Source organism: Rhodococcus sp. BE178, from assembly GCF_050433545.1.
Lineage (GTDB): Bacteria > Actinomycetota > Actinomycetes > Mycobacteriales > Mycobacteriaceae > Prescottella.
The window spans coordinates 164,814-178,202 of record NZ_JBNPXA010000005.1; the positions used below are offsets into that span (position 1 = coordinate 164,814).

A 13,389-nucleotide genomic window follows, 5' to 3' on the forward strand; every position below is an offset into this window, starting at 1 on the left:
GGACCGGGACAAATTTCGGTCATTACCCCCGGACTGGATCGGTAAGGGTCACCCGAGCCGGCGGCCGTCGGTGACCGAGAACAGATGCACCTCGGACGGGTCGACGTGCAGGTTCACCCGTTCACCACGGGCCGGAGGGTTGCGCCAGTCCGTCCGGGCGACAAAATTGTGCTCGCCGGGACCACCCAGTCCGGTACGTCCGTAGACGAAGGCGTCGGCGCCGAGTTCCTCGACGACGTCCACGTCGAGCGGGATGCCCGGGCCCCCGGCGGAGCTTTCCGTCACCGGCTCGAGATGTTCGGGACGGATACCGAGCACGACCTGACCCTCGGGGATCTCAGCGATGGTTTCACGGGAAACCGGGATCACCGCGTCACCCAACTGCACGCCACCGTCGGTGAGCGGCAACGTCAGCATGTTCATCGACGGCGAGCCCATGAATCCGGCGACGAACTGGTTGACGGGACGGCTGTAGAGCTCACGGGGCGGCGCGCACTGCTGCAGGATGCCGTCCTTGAGCACCGCGACCCGGTCGCCCATCGTCATGGCCTCCACCTGGTCGTGCGTGACGTACACGGTGGTGGTGCCGAGCCGACGCTGCAGCTGCGCGATCTGGGTGCGGGTCTGCACGCGCAGCTTCGCGTCGAGGTTCGACAACGGCTCGTCCATCAGGAACACCTGCGGCTGCCGGACGATCGCACGGCCCATCGCGACGCGCTGCCGCTGGCCGCCGGACAGCGCCTTGGGCTTGCGTTCGAGGTACGGCTCGAGGTCGAGCATCTTCGCGGCGTCCTGCACGCGGCGCTTGATCTCGTCCTTGGGCGTCTTCGCGAGCTTGAGCGCGAAGCCCATGTTCTCGGCGACGGACATGTGCGGGTAGAGCGCGTAGTTCTGGAACACCATCGCGATGTCCCGCTCCTTGGGCTCCTGGCCGGTGACGTCGCGGTCGCCGATGAGGATGCGCCCGTCGTACACCTCCTCGAGCCCCGCGAGCATGCGCAGCGAGGTGGACTTGCCGCAGCCCGACGGGCCGACCAGCACGAGGAACTCGCCGTCCTCGATGTGCAGGTCGAGCTTGTCGACCGCGGGAGTGGTCGCGCCGGGGAACAGGCACGTGGTCTTGTCGAATGTCACCGAAGCCATGGTGGAGCGGTCCCTTCACCGGCAGGAACGTGCCGGACGATCCGAGTGAGGGTGCACGGATGTGCGGGCACAGCATAGGCGTCGCACGGGGCGTGCGGGGTCAGCCGTGCACCGGTCGCAGTCGTACGAAGTGGATGTGCCGGCCCGCCTCCCGGAAGTCGGCCTCGCTGCCGTCGACGTCGAAACCCATCGTGGTGCACAGCCGGAGGCCGAGTTTCGGGTGTTCGGTGCCGTACCGGGCCATGAGGTCGCCGCCCTCCTCGGTTCCGAGGAAGTCGGCCTCGACGTCCACCGTCCGGCGCCCCACCTGCACCCGCGCGCGTGGATGTGCGGTCAGGTTCCGGTACCAGTCCGACGTCGTCCCGAACCCGGCCGCAACGACCCAGCCGTCGGGGGCGCCGTCACCGACCTCGTCGTGGTCGACGACCTCGAGCACCACCTGCCGCGTCTTGCCGCTGCGGCGGCCGACATGTTCGAGGAGGAGGAACCGGTGCCCGAGCAGCCCGCCGAGATGCCACCGGTACAGCTGGATCGGCATCCGGAGGAATCGGCGTTTGAAGCCGGTGGGCGACGTCGGGCGTTCGTTGATCCGCACGCCTCCAGTGTGCTCCCCCCATCTCTGTGCGACGGGCCCATCACGGGGATACCGTGAGATGCGAGTCCCGGCGCGAAGGAGCCCCCATGACCCGACCTGTCCGGATCGGCCTGCAGCTGCAGCCGCAGCACGCCCCCGACTACGGCAAGATCCGCGACGCGGTCCTGCGCGCCGAGGACGCCGGGGCCGATGTCGTCTTCAACTGGGACCACTTCTTTCCGCTGTACGGCGATCAGGAAGGCGCGCACTTCGAGTGCTGGACCATGCTGGGCGCGTGGGCCGAGCAGACCGAGCGGGTGGAGATCGGCACGCTGGTGAGCTGCGCCGGCTACCGCAACCCGGATCTGCTGGCGGACATGGCCCGCACCGTCGACCACATCAGCGGCGGACGCCTGATCCTCGGGATCGGCGCCGGCTGGTTCGAGAAGGACTACGACGCGTACGGCTACGAGTTCGGCACCCCCGGATCCCGGATCAAGCTGCTGGGGGAGTACCTGCCCCGCATCACGGGACGTCTCGGCAAGCTCAATCCGGCTCCCACCCGGCACATTCCGATCCTGATCGGCGGTAGCGGCGAGAAGAAGACGCTGCGCCTGGTGGCCGAGTACGCCGACATCTGGCACGGGTTCGGCGATCGGGACGAGTTCGCCCGCAAGTCCGCGATCCTCGGCGAGCACTGCGGCGACGTCCAGCGGGACCCGCACGAGATCGAGCACTCCACGTGGTGGCCGGGCACGGATCTCGCGGCGGCCTACGTCGATATCGGCGTCACGCTGTTCACCGCCAACTGCAGCGGACCCGACTACGACCTGACCAGCCTGCGCGAGGCCATCGCGTGGCGCGACGAGCACACCCCACCGCAACTGTCCGGGCTCGCGTAGCCCGGGACGAAACCCCAGGGGGATTCGATGACCGCCGCCGACCGCCTCGGATCCCGAGCGGTGGCGGTGCTGCTGGTGGTACTGCTGCCCGTGCTGGTGCTGGCGGCGTGCTCGTCCGACAACTCGTCGACCCCGTCGGACCTGTGCTCGCCGCCCGGCCCCGCGAGCGCCACGACCCTGCCGGCCAACCTGGACACCGCTGCCTCCGCGGCCGCGGAGGACAAGTACACGACCCCGAACACGCTGCCGCTCGGCAGCATCGACACGTCCAAGTTGAACCTGGTCAAACCCGGCACCCTCACCGTCGGCACCCTGTCGGACGCCCCGCCGAGCATCTGCGTCAACTCCCACAACGTCTTCACCGGCTTCGACAACGAGCTGTTGCGGTCGGTGGCCCAGAAGCTGGGGCTCGAGATCCAGTTCGTCGGCACCGACTTCACCGGGCTGTTGGCGCAGGTCGCGGGTCACCGGTTCGACGTCGGGTCGTCGTCGATCACCACCACCGATGCCCGCCGCGAACTCGTCGGGTTCACCAACGGCTACGACTTCGGCTACTTCTCCCTGATGGTGCCGAACGGGAGTGCGATCAAAGGCTTCTCGGACCTGAACTCCTCGGTGCGCATCGGGGTGGTGCAGGGCACCGTGCAGGACGACTACGTCGTCAACACCCTGCACCTCGATCCGGTGAAGTTCCCCGACTACAACACCGCGTACGCGAATCTCAAGACCGGCCAGATCGATGCGTGGGTGGCGCCGTCGCAGCAGGCGGCGGGCGCGATCGCGCCCGGGGATCCGGCGTCGATCGTGCAGAACACCTTCAGCCTCAACAACTATGTGGGCTGGGCGGTCGCGAAGGGCAACCAGCCGCTGCTCGACGCCCTGAACTCGGGGCTCGACGCGGCGATCGCGGACGGAACATGGGCGCAGCTCTACTCGGACTGGGTGCCGCGCGAACTGCCCGCAGGGTGGAAGCCGGGCAGCAAGGCCGCCCCGCCACCCGTGCTGCCGGACTTCGCGGCGCTCGCGGCGGAGAGGGGAAGCGAGTCCGAACCGGTCGCGGTGCAACCGAAATCGACGCTGCAGCAGCTCGGTGACACGTTCTTCAACTGGGAGCTGTACAAGCGCGCCTTTCCGGACCTGCTCCGCACCGGCCTCCCGAACACCCTGATCCTGGCGCTGTCGTCGGGCATCGCCGGCACGGTGCTCGGCATGCTGCTCGCGGTCGCCGGGATATCCCGGACCCGCTGGCTGCGCTGGCCCGCCCGGATCTACACCGACATCTTCCGCGGCCTGCCCGCGGTCGTCATCATCCTGCTCGTCGGCCTCGGCGTCGGACCGGTCGTCAAGGGGCTCACCGGGAACAACCCGTACTGGCTGGGCGCGGCGGCGCTGTCACTGCTGGCCGCCGCGTACATCGGGGAGATCTTCCGGTCCGGGATCCAGAGCGTCGAGCCCGGACAGATGGAAGCCGCTCGGGCCCTCGGCTTCTCGTATCGACGGTCGATGGTGCTCGTGGTGATCCCGCAGGGCGTGCGACGGGTGCTGCCGGCGTTGATGAACCAGTTCATCTCGTTGATCAAGGACTCGTCGCTGATCTATTTCCTGGGCCTGCTGGTGACCCAGCGGGAACTGTTCGCCGTGGGCCGGGATCTCAACGCCCAGACCGGGAACCTGTCGCCGCTCGTGGCCGCCGGCCTGTTCTACCTGGCGCTCACGATCCCGTTGACGCACCTGGTGAACTACATCGACCGGCGGCTGCGGACCGGACGCGCCGACACCTCGGGCACCCTCGACGACCTCGATCAGGCCATCGTGGTGGAGAGGGGCTGACGGAATGGGCGACATCGTGACCGAGTCGGTGTCCCTCACCGGGACCGGGCTGCACCTGGCGTTCGGCACCAACAAGGTGCTGCGCGGGGTGGACCTGCACGTCGACGCCGGCAAGACCGTGACCGTGATCGGGCCGTCGGGGTCGGGCAAGTCGACCCTGCTGCGGGTCCTCAACCGGCTGCACGAACCGAATGCGGGCGACATTCTGCTGGACGGACGTTCGGTGCTGGCCGACAATCCGGATCATCTGCGCCAGCGGATCGGGATGGTGTTCCAGCACTTCAACCTGTTCCCGCACAAGACCGTTGCCGACAACATCGCCCTCGGACCCCGCAAGCTGAAGAAGCTGTCGAGGGACGCGGCGCGACAACTGGCGCTCGAACAGCTCGAGTTGGTGGGCCTGGCCAACAAGGCCGATTCCCGGCCCGGAAACCTGTCCGGCGGCCAGCAGCAACGCGTCGCGATCGCCCGGGCCCTCGCGATGAAGCCCCAGGTGATGTTCTTCGACGAGGCCACCTCGGCGCTCGATCCCGAACTGGTCAAGGGTGTGCTGGCACTGATGGCCGACCTCTCGACCACCGGCATGACCATGGTGGTGGTGACGCACGAGATGGGGTTCGCCCGCTCGGTGTCGGACACGGTGATGTTCATGGATCGGGGCGTCGTCGTCGAATCCGGCGTGCCCGACCAAATGTTCGACAAGCCCGCGACTCCCCGTCTGCAGGCATTCCTGTCCGAGGTTCTCTGAGGTGATCCGCGGATGGGGTTCGGACTTCGTGGTTCACCGAGGGCGGGCAGCTCACACCCGGCGGCTGAGCAGGAGACACCCAACCTCCGATCGCTGTTGGCCCGCCGTTCACCCGGGCGTCGCCGACGGCTCGTTCCCGGCTTCTACGGTGCGTGCGTTGCCGACGCGTGTCGGCGTTTCCGTTTCCGACTTCGGGAGTCCACGGTGAGCCTCAAACCCCTCGCACTGTTCGTCAAGCACGACGGCATGTCCTCGCGTGCGTCGATCACCTGCCAGTACAAGTGCGGAAATGCCTGTGCACACGACGTTCCCAACGATTCGCCGGGTGAGTACTTCGGCGACATCGTGCGCGGCGCGGTCACCCGCCGCGGAGTTCTGCGGGGTGGCGCGGCGGCCGTCCTCGCGGTCGGCGCCGGCAGCGTGCTCGCTGCGTGCTCCGACGGCACCGCGACCGCCGCCCCCGGTTCGCTCGACACCGGGTCGCTCGGATCCGGTTCCGCGTCCGGCTCCGCCGCCGGCACGAACTTCACGCCGGTCGCGCCCAACAAGGTGGACGCCCTCACGGTCCCGACCGGGTACGAGCATTCCGTCGTGATCCGTTGGGGCGATCCGCTGTTCGCCGACGCGCCCGCGTTCGACTTCGACAACCAGACCGCCGCCTCCGCCGAGAAGCAGTTCGGTTTCAACAACGACTTCGCGGGCCTGCTGCCGATCGAGGGCCGCCCGCACGCGTACCTGCTGGTGGTCAACCACGAGTACTCCACCGAGCCGTTCATGTTCCGCGGCTACGACAAGGAGAACCCCACCGCCGAGCAGGTGCGGATCGGCTGGGCCAATCACGGCCTGTCCGTCGTCGAGGTGCAGGGTGAGGCCGGATCCGGCCGTCTCACACCGAAGTTCGGCTCGTACAACCGACGGATCACCGCCCTCACCGAGTTCACCGTGACCGGGCCTGCCGCGGGCAGCGCGCTGCTGAAGACGTCCGCGGACCCCACCGGCACCCTGGTGAAGGGCACGCTCAACAACTGCTCCGGTGGCCTCACCCCTTGGGGCACTGTGCTTTCCGGCGAGGAGAACTTCAACCAGTACTTCGCGGGAGCGGCCCGGGTGACCGACCCGACGGCCGCGGCGCACCTCAAGCGCTACGGCGTCGAGGGCGACGCGTCCGAGCGCAAGTGGGAGCGCGTCGACCCGCGCTTCGACGTGGTGGCCGAGCCCAACGAGGTGCACCGCTTCGGCTGGGTGGTCGAGGTGAACCCGTGGGATGCGTCGTCGACCCCGGTCAAGCACACCGCGCTGGGCCGGTTCAAGCACGAGGCCGCGACCATCCACGTCACCTCCGACGGCACCGTCGTCGCGTACAGCGGCGACGACGAGCGGTTCGACTACATGTACAAGTTCGTCTCGTCCCGCAAGATGCAGCCCGGCAACAGCCAGGCCGCGATGCGCCACAACATGACTCTGCTCGACGCCGGAACGCTGTACGTCGCGAAGCTCACCGGCGACGCGCCCGACGCGATCGACGGCTCGGGCACGCTGCCGCCGTCCGGTGTGTTCGCCGGCAAGGGGGAGTGGATTCCGCTGCTGCGCACCGGCGACGACGGCCGTGGCGAGTCACTCGTCGCCGGCATGAGCGCCGACGAGGTGGCCGTGTTCACCCGCCTCGCGGGCGACAAGGTGGGCGCCACCAAGATGGACCGTCCCGAGGACTTCGAGCCCAACCCCAAGACCGGCAAGGTCTACGTGGCCCTCACCAACAACACCAAGCGCGGCGAGGAAGGCAAGGCGCCCGCCGACACCGCGAACCCGCGCAACAACAACAAGAACGGCCAGGTCCTCGAGATCGACGACCAGCACGCCGGCACGTCGTTCACGTGGAATCTGCTGCTGGTGTGCGGCGATCCCGCGACCGCCGACACGTACTTCGGTGGCTTCGACAAGTCGCAGGTGAGCCCCATCTCGTGCCCCGACAACCTCGCGTTCGACCCGCACGGCAACCTGTGGATCTCCACCGACGGCAACGCCCTCAAGTCCAACGACGGCCTGTTCTCGGTCGTCCTGGAGGGGGAGCGCCGCGGCGAGACGAAGCAGTTCCTCACGGTGCCGATCGGCGCCGAGACGTGCGGCCCGATCGTCGACGAGAAGCGCGTCGTCGTGTGCGTGCAGCACCCCGGTGAGACCGACGGCGCCAGCATCGAGTCGCCGTCGTCGCACTGGCCCGACGGCGGCGCCGCGCAGCCGCGGCCGTCCGTGGTGGCGGTCTGGAAGTCCGGTGGCGGACGGATCGGCCTCTAGCCGCACCCGCGTCCGAACACGCAGATGGGGTGGAGGACTCGCGTCCTCCACCCCATCGCGGTGTCTTCGGTTACGCCTGTTCCACCGAGATTGCACCGGCCAGGTCGGCGATCGAGGGATTGCGTCGGAGCGTCTGCCCGCCGCTCACCTGCACCACCTGGCCCGTGACGAAGGCGGATTCGTCACCGGCGAGCCACGCCGCCACGTTCGCGACATCTTCGGCGACGCCGACCCGCCCGAGCGGGATCTCGCGAAGGTAGAGCGACCGGATCGGCGGGTAGTTCAGCCCGCCACCCGACATCGGGGCGTCCGCGACGCCACCCGGGGCAATGGAGTTCGCCCGGATCCCGCGGTGACCGTATTCGTTGGCGACACAACGGACGACGTGGTCGATGCCGGCCTTGGTACCCATGTAGGCGGCATGGTTCTCGAACATGATCGACGCGGTGACCGAGGAGATCTGGATGATCGAGCCGCCGTCCGCCATGTTCGCGACGAGTCGCTGGAAGAACTGGAACGGCCCGGTGAACTGGACCGCCGCCATCTTCTCGAGATCCTCGCGCGTGGTGTCCTCGAACGGGGTCAGCAGACCCCACCCGGTCGCGTTGACGCCGACGTCGATGCGGCCGAGCCGCTCCAGGGCGGTGGCGACGAGCGCGTCCAGGTCCGACTCCGACGTGATGTCGCACTGCTGCCACTGCGCGCCGATGTCCTCCGCAACCGACGACAGCGCGTCCGGGCGCCGACCCGCAATCAGCACTGCGGCACCGTCGTCGACGAAGCGGCGGGCGATCGCGTGCCCGACGTTGCCGGGCGCCACCCCGAGCACGATTGCGGTCTTGCCGCTCAATTTCTTGGTCATGCCGGCCACTCTCCCCGAAAACGGGTCAGCGCGCGGTCAGCTGCCGAAGAAGTTGCGGGCGTACATGTTGATGTCGCCCATCGATCCGCTGTAGACGTTGAGGTCGATGGCGGCGTTGACGCCCGGGATCCGGCCGCTGTCGGTGTACTGCCAGAACGCCCAGTTCCGCCAGCCTCCCGGCAGTGGCCCGGGGGCGTTGCCGCCGTTGTAGTCCGCGATCCACAGCGGGTAGTTCGAGAACTCGGTGGTGTTGGCCATCGCGGTGCGCCAGAAGTTGGGGTACGTGTAGATGATCGGGGTGCGGCCGGTGAGACCCTGCACGGCGTTGAGGTAGCGGCGGGTCCAGTCGATCAACTGCGGTGCCGCGAGGCCTCCGGTGCTCTCGAGATCCAGGACGGGCGGTAGTCCGCCGATCTGGTTGACGGCGATCGCGTTCGCCGCGAAGAAGGCCGCCTGCGCCTCGGGCGAGGCCGACGGATCCGCGTAGTGGTAGGCGCCGCGTGCCACACCCGCGAGCCGCATCGCGATGGAATCCTGCGCGAAGTGCGGGTTGGTGTAGAACAGGCCCTCGGTGGCCTTGACCATCCCGAATTCGTACCCCGCCCCGCGCACCGCCGACCAGTTGATGGGAGCACCGTTCGGGTGCTGCCACGACGCCACGTCGACTCCCTGCGGGTTCGCCACCGCGACGGCGGGTGCTGCGACTGTCACCGCTCCCGCCAGAAGGAGGGCAGCGACACGCGGAAGGGATCGACGACGGTTCCTCGGCATTGCCCGAGACTAAACGACTTCCTCACCGCGCGCGCCGATTTCGATCCAGCGTTCATCTTCTCCCAGTCACTTCACAGGCGCGTTCGAAACCGTGTACTAACCGAGCCAGTCCAGCACCGCGGCCGCCGTCCACGACTGCTGCATGCTGCCGAGGGGTTCGCCGGTGAACGGCTCGTAGTATTCGGCGAAACTGCCGTCGGCGGCTTGCCGCAGCCCCTCCGCCCGCAACATCAGCGACCGCTCGGCCCACCCGCGGCGCGCGAACGCCCACGAGAACAACCACGTCATCACCGGCCACACCGGGCCCCGCCAGTACTCGCGGGGCCGGAAATCGCGGGACACGGGCGACGTGGACGGCGGGACCGCGTACCGCAGATCCGGGTGCGTGCAGAAGCGGGGCCCCTCGAACGTGTGCAGCAGGGCCCGTTCGGCGTGGCGATCCAACCCGCCGCACAGCAGCGGTGCGAACATCGCGATCGTCTCGGTACCGATCCACCGACCGGTGCGCACGTCGAAGTCCCGCGCCGCGCCCGTCCGCTCGTCGGTCGTCGCCGCGACACCCTTACGGAAGTGGTCGGCCCAGTAGTGCAGTTCGCGGACATCGGCGTTGGGACGCGAATGCTCCTCCCCGATCACCGCGAGCACGTCGCACGCCAGCGCGAACACGGCGCTGACGAACACGTCCTCCACCGCGAAGCTCATCTTCTCGGCCAGCGCGTCGTCGTCGTACCGGACGCTCTTCATCTCCTCGAGCAGCCACAGGTAGCGGTCGTACTCGCCGTTGCTGGGACGCTGCGAGACGTCGGTGACGACCGTGACGTCCTCGCGCCGGTACGGCGGGACGGGACCGGGAATCACGTTGGCGTAGGCGGCATCCCATCGGGGCGAATTGTCCATTCCGGACTCCCAGCCGTGGTAGAGCGTGACGCGGCCGGCGCCGTCGCGATCACGGGCGTGCGCGAGCCACCGGTGCCAACGCATCAGGTCCGGCCACCGCCGGTCCAGGAACTCCTCCGCGACCGCCCGGGTGGTCCGGCCGTGTCGCCGGGAGTGGTCGAGGATCCGCTGCACCGCGATCGCGTGCACCGGCGGCTGCATGATGCCGGACGTGTCGATCCCGATCGGCGCGTACCCCGCCAGTTCCCGGCACGCCCAGCGCGCCGGCCCCGGGAAGTACCCGTCCACTCCGTTCGCGAACACGATGTGCGGGATCATTCCGTTGGCCCACTGCGCCGACAACAAAGTGTCGAGTTCGACGACGGCCCGTTCGACGGACAGCGGCGCGAGACCGACCGCGACGAACGCCGCGTCCCAGCTCCACATGTGCGGATACAGCCGCGGGGCTGCGGTTGTCATCGCCCCCAGGTCGTTGCCGCGCAGGAGGTAGGCGGCGCGGGCCGCGAGCTGCGTCGGAGTGAATCCGGGGTCGATCATCGTCCCATTCTGCGACTCACCCGGCGAACGCGCGCGTCCAGGTGAGCAGGTCGTCCGCCGGCCACGTGTTCACGACCCGATCGGCCTCGACGCCGCAGCGGATCGCGCGCTCGCACCCCAGCCCCTGCCAGGCCAACTGTCCCGGCGCGTGCGCGTCGGTGTCGATCGAGAACAGACACCCGATGTCGACAGCCAGATCGATCAACCGGCTCGGTGGATCGCGGCGCTCGGGCCGGCTGTTGATCTCGACCGCGACGTCGTGGTCGCGGCACGCCTGGAACACCTTCTCGGCGTCGAACTTCGACTCCGGCCGGTTACCGCGCTTGCCCTCGACGAGCCGGCCGGTACAGTGGCCCAACACGTTCACGCGCGGGTTCCGCACCGCGCCGAGCATGCGCCTGGTCATCTCGCCGCGGTCGGCGCGCAGATGCGAGTGCACGCTCGCCACCACCACGTCGAGTTCGTCCAGAAGGTCCGAATCCTGGTCCAGCGCACCGTCATCCAGGATGTCGACCTCGATGCCGGTGAGGATCCGGAAGGGCGACAGCTCCCGGTTGAGATCGCGCACCACCGCGAGCTGGTCCCGCAGGCGCTCGGGCGACAACCCGTTCGCGACCGTCAGCCGCGGCGAATGGTCGGTGAGCGCGCAGTATTCGTGCCCGAGGCCGGCGGCCGTCCGCATCATCTCGTCGATGGGGCTGCCGCCGTCGGACCAGTCCGAGTGCACGTGCAGGTCGCCGCGCAGCGCCGGCTGCAGGTCACCGCCGTACCCGATCGGCTCGGCCGCGTCACGCAGTTCCCGCAGGTAGTCGGGGACGTTCCCGGACATCGCCTGCTCGACGATGACCGCGGTCTTCGCACCCAGACCGGGCAGTCCGGTCCACCCGCCGCCGCGCTGACGCGCCTCCCGCTCACTCTCGGTGAGCCCCGCGACCACGTCCGCCGCCCGCCGATACGCCCGCACGCGGTACGTGTCGGCGCGGCCGCGCTCGAGCCAGAACGCGACCTCGCGCAGCGCCTGCACCGGATCCGGGTTCGCCATATCTCCATGGTGCCCCGCGAACCGCGGAGACAGGACCTATTCGTCGGTGACGGTCAGGGTGACCTCGATGTTGCCGCGCGTCGCGTTCGAGTACGGGCACACCTCGTGCGCCTTCTCGGTGAGCGCGAGCGCCTCGCCACGGTCCAGGTGCGGCAGCGAGACCTCGAGTGTCACCGCCAGACCGAAGCCACCGGAACCGTTGGAGCCGATACCGACCCGCGCGCCGACAGCGGAATCGGTGGTGTCGGCGCCGGCCTGGCGAGCGACCAGTTGGAGTGCCGAGTGGAAGCACGCGGCGTACCCGGCGGCGAACAGCTGCTCCGGGTTGGTGCCGTTACCGCTGCCACCCATTTCCTGCGGGATCGCCAGGTCCAGGTCCAACCGGCCGTCGGACGTGCGGGCCCGGCCGTTGCGGCCCTCGCCCGTAGCCAGTGCCTCTGCGGTGTAGACGATGTTCACGATGCCTCTCCTCGGTTGATGTCGAACTCGGTGGAGTGCAGATTGCGGCCGACGCCCATGAGGACGTCGCGCAGCCGTTCGAGGTCCGGCCCGCTCAGGCCGGTGGCCTGTGCGAGACGGGCCGGGATGTCGGACGCCCGTGCACGCAGCGCCGCCCCGGCGTCGGTGAGTCGGACGGTGACCCGTCGCTCGTCGCCGGCCAGCCGCTTCCGGTCGATGAGCCCGGCGACCTCGAGCCGTTTGAGCAGCGGCGACAACGTGCCGGTGTCGAGTTGGAGGGCGTCGCAGATCTCCTGGACGCCGCGCCCGTCCCGCTCCCACAGCACCAGCATCACGAGGTACTGCGGGTAGGTGATGTCCAGGTCGGCGAGCAGGGTCCGGTAGGCAGCAGTGGTGGCACGGGAGGCCGAGTACAGCGCGAAGCACACCTGCCGGTCGAGCGCCAGATCGTCAGTCACACCCCCGAAGGTAGACCACAATAATGTTGTGCACAACATAAATCTGCGCGCTGGGCTCGACGGTGCCATGCTGGAAACAGAGTGCCGACTCTTCCGGCGCGAAAGGCATGACGATGAGGCATCAGAAGCACGAACAGCGCAATCGGATGCTCGTAGCGGCCGCAGCGGTCGCGGCCGGGCTACTCGGCGGTGCGATCACCGGATGCGACGACAACATCGACTCGAATCCTGGACTACCGACCACCAAGGACGAAACCGAAGAAACCGAAGAAACCGACCCCGAGGATCCGAGCGGACTGCAACAGACGAACTCCTTCGGCTACATCCCCGAACACGAGAGGACCCTCGAGACCGATCCGATCGGACCCGAGGGTGGCAATATCGAGAACGACCCGTTCGAACTGGGTGGTGGCTCGAGCCTCCCCGGCGGCAGCCGACTGCCCGCCGAGGCGACACTCACCACACCCACCGGTTGACGAGGGGCGATGTCATGACAGGACAGGAAGGCCGAGGGGAACGGTGGCGGCTCGTGGTCGCCGCAGCGGCCGTGTCGACGGCCCTGCTGGGCGCAGGCGCGATCGGCGTCCTCGCCGCTACCGAGGACGCGAACCAATCCTTCCCCCAGATGACCTTCTCCCAGATGCCGCAGACGACGACCGAGGACACGGGGCTGCAACAGACCGATTCCTTCGGCTACATCCCGCAACACGAGACGACGCTGCCGACCAACGGCAACGGCCCGGGAGCGCCGGGGCCGTTCGGCAACGGCCCGTTCGACAATCCGGGTCCGCCGCTGCCGGGCGGCCCGGGACTGCCCGCGCACGCCACCGTCGCGCCGACGCTCACCTCACCCGCGGGATGAGCTTCGGTC

Annotated in this window: 14 protein-coding genes; 6 read left to right on the forward strand and 8 right to left on the reverse strand. The window is 68.7% G+C overall.

From position 1 onward, the window contains the following. Window positions 1-48: 48 nt before the first annotated feature. Both J2X34_RS11880 and J2X34_RS11885 read right to left on the reverse strand, forming a co-directional pair. Window positions 49-1,143, reverse strand: coding sequence for an ABC transporter ATP-binding protein (locus tag J2X34_RS11880; protein WP_114720159.1), 1,095 nt, complete (start codon window positions 1,141-1,143; stop codon window positions 49-51). 100 nt (window positions 1,144-1,243) lie between these two features. Beyond that, the gene (locus tag J2X34_RS11885) at window positions 1,244-1,738 is read right to left on the reverse strand and encodes a nitroreductase family deazaflavin-dependent oxidoreductase (RefSeq protein WP_429517384.1); all 495 of its coding nucleotides are present in this window, start codon (window positions 1,736-1,738) and stop codon (window positions 1,244-1,246) included. 86 nt (window positions 1,739-1,824) lie between these two features. Here J2X34_RS11885 and J2X34_RS11890 point away from each other — a divergent pair, with 86 nt between their 5' ends. The 4 genes from J2X34_RS11890 (at window position 1,825) to J2X34_RS11905 (ending at window position 7,492) form a co-directional block, all read left to right on the forward strand. Then, window positions 1,825-2,619 carry an LLM class F420-dependent oxidoreductase gene (locus J2X34_RS11890; protein WP_114720161.1) on the forward strand — a complete coding sequence of 265 codons (795 nt, stop codon included), beginning with the start codon at window positions 1,825-1,827 and terminating at the stop codon, window positions 2,617-2,619. A gap of 27 nt (window positions 2,620-2,646) precedes the next feature. Next, on the forward strand, window positions 2,647-4,449 hold the full coding sequence (locus tag J2X34_RS11895; protein ID WP_429517387.1) for an ABC transporter substrate-binding protein/permease: 1,803 nt from the start codon (window positions 2,647-2,649) through the stop codon (window positions 4,447-4,449). Between the two features lie 4 nt (window positions 4,450-4,453). Continuing rightward, complete coding sequence (locus J2X34_RS11900; RefSeq protein WP_429517389.1) at window positions 4,454-5,197, forward strand: amino acid ABC transporter ATP-binding protein; 744 nt, start codon at window positions 4,454-4,456, stop codon at window positions 5,195-5,197. Between the two features lie 204 nt (window positions 5,198-5,401). Continuing rightward, the gene (locus J2X34_RS11905) at window positions 5,402-7,492 is read left to right on the forward strand and encodes a PhoX family protein (RefSeq protein ID WP_429517391.1); all 2,091 of its coding nucleotides are present in this window, start codon (window positions 5,402-5,404) and stop codon (window positions 7,490-7,492) included. Window positions 7,493-7,562: 70 nt separating this feature from the next. Here the strand turns inward: J2X34_RS11905 and J2X34_RS11910 are convergent, their stop codons facing one another. The 6 genes from J2X34_RS11910 to J2X34_RS11935 all read right to left on the reverse strand — a co-directional run bounded on the left by J2X34_RS11910 (window position 7,563) and on the right by J2X34_RS11935 (window position 12,518). Beyond that, a complete protein-coding gene (locus tag J2X34_RS11910) occupies window positions 7,563-8,354 on the reverse strand; it encodes an SDR family NAD(P)-dependent oxidoreductase (protein ID WP_429517393.1) in 792 nt (263 codons plus the stop codon). A 36-nt stretch (window positions 8,355-8,390) separates the two neighbouring features. After that, a complete protein-coding gene (locus J2X34_RS11915) occupies window positions 8,391-9,125 on the reverse strand; it encodes a glycoside hydrolase family 25 protein (RefSeq protein WP_429517395.1) in 735 nt (244 codons plus the stop codon). A gap of 96 nt (window positions 9,126-9,221) precedes the next feature. Then, window positions 9,222-10,559: a glucosylglycerate hydrolase gene (gene ggh / locus J2X34_RS11920; protein WP_114720168.1), complete on the reverse strand. Its 1,338-nt coding sequence runs from the start codon at window positions 10,557-10,559 to the stop codon at window positions 9,222-9,224. A 16-nt stretch (window positions 10,560-10,575) separates the two neighbouring features. Continuing rightward, entirely contained in the window at window positions 10,576-11,601 is a 1,026-nt protein-coding gene (locus tag J2X34_RS11925; protein ID WP_429517398.1) for a PHP domain-containing protein, read from the reverse strand. A 36-nt stretch (window positions 11,602-11,637) separates the two neighbouring features. Next, window positions 11,638-12,060 carry an organic hydroperoxide resistance protein gene (locus J2X34_RS11930; protein WP_114720172.1) on the reverse strand — a complete coding sequence of 141 codons (423 nt, stop codon included), beginning with the start codon at window positions 12,058-12,060 and terminating at the stop codon, window positions 11,638-11,640. Further along, window positions 12,057-12,518, reverse strand: a complete 462-nt coding sequence (locus J2X34_RS11935; protein ID WP_114720174.1) for a MarR family winged helix-turn-helix transcriptional regulator — start codon at window positions 12,516-12,518, stop codon at window positions 12,057-12,059. The genes J2X34_RS11930 and J2X34_RS11935 overlap by 4 nt, the downstream gene beginning before the upstream one ends. Window positions 12,519-12,631: 113 nt before the next feature. On the opposite strand from J2X34_RS11935, the gene J2X34_RS11940 reads away from it, so the two are divergent. Further along, window positions 12,632-12,994, forward strand: a complete 363-nt coding sequence (locus J2X34_RS11940) for a hypothetical protein (RefSeq protein ID WP_429517401.1) — start codon at window positions 12,632-12,634, stop codon at window positions 12,992-12,994. Window positions 12,995-13,008: 14 nt separating this feature from the next. After that, window positions 13,009-13,380 carry a hypothetical protein gene (locus J2X34_RS11945; protein WP_258557749.1) on the forward strand — a complete coding sequence of 124 codons (372 nt, stop codon included), beginning with the start codon at window positions 13,009-13,011 and terminating at the stop codon, window positions 13,378-13,380. Window positions 13,381-13,389 lie beyond the last annotated feature (9 nt).

Excerpts from the sequence above, each read along its gene's own strand:
- J2X34_RS11880 (WP_114720159.1), bottom strand. The coding sequence starts at position 1,143 with ATGGCTTCGGTGACATTCGACAAGACCACGTGCCTGTTCCCCGGCGCG.
- J2X34_RS11890 (WP_114720161.1), top strand. The coding sequence starts at position 1,825 with ATGACCCGACCTGTCCGGATCGGCCTGCAGCTGCAGCCGCAGCACGCC.
- J2X34_RS11895 (WP_429517387.1), top strand. The coding sequence starts at position 2,647 with ATGACCGCCGCCGACCGCCTCGGATCCCGAGCGGTGGCGGTGCTGCTG.
- J2X34_RS11900 (WP_429517389.1), top strand. The coding sequence starts at position 4,454 with ATGGGCGACATCGTGACCGAGTCGGTGTCCCTCACCGGGACCGGGCTG.
- J2X34_RS11910 (WP_429517393.1), bottom strand. The coding sequence starts at position 8,354 with ATGACCAAGAAATTGAGCGGCAAGACCGCAATCGTGCTCGGGGTGGCG.
- J2X34_RS11915 (WP_429517395.1), bottom strand. The coding sequence starts at position 9,125 with ATGCCGAGGAACCGTCGTCGATCCCTTCCGCGTGTCGCTGCCCTCCTT.
- ggh (WP_114720168.1), bottom strand. The coding sequence starts at position 10,559 with ATGATCGACCCCGGATTCACTCCGACGCAGCTCGCGGCCCGCGCCGCC.
- J2X34_RS11925 (WP_429517398.1), bottom strand. The coding sequence starts at position 11,601 with ATGGCGAACCCGGATCCGGTGCAGGCGCTGCGCGAGGTCGCGTTCTGG.
- J2X34_RS11940 (WP_429517401.1), top strand. The coding sequence starts at position 12,632 with ATGAGGCATCAGAAGCACGAACAGCGCAATCGGATGCTCGTAGCGGCC.
- J2X34_RS11945 (WP_258557749.1), top strand. The coding sequence starts at position 13,009 with ATGACAGGACAGGAAGGCCGAGGGGAACGGTGGCGGCTCGTGGTCGCC.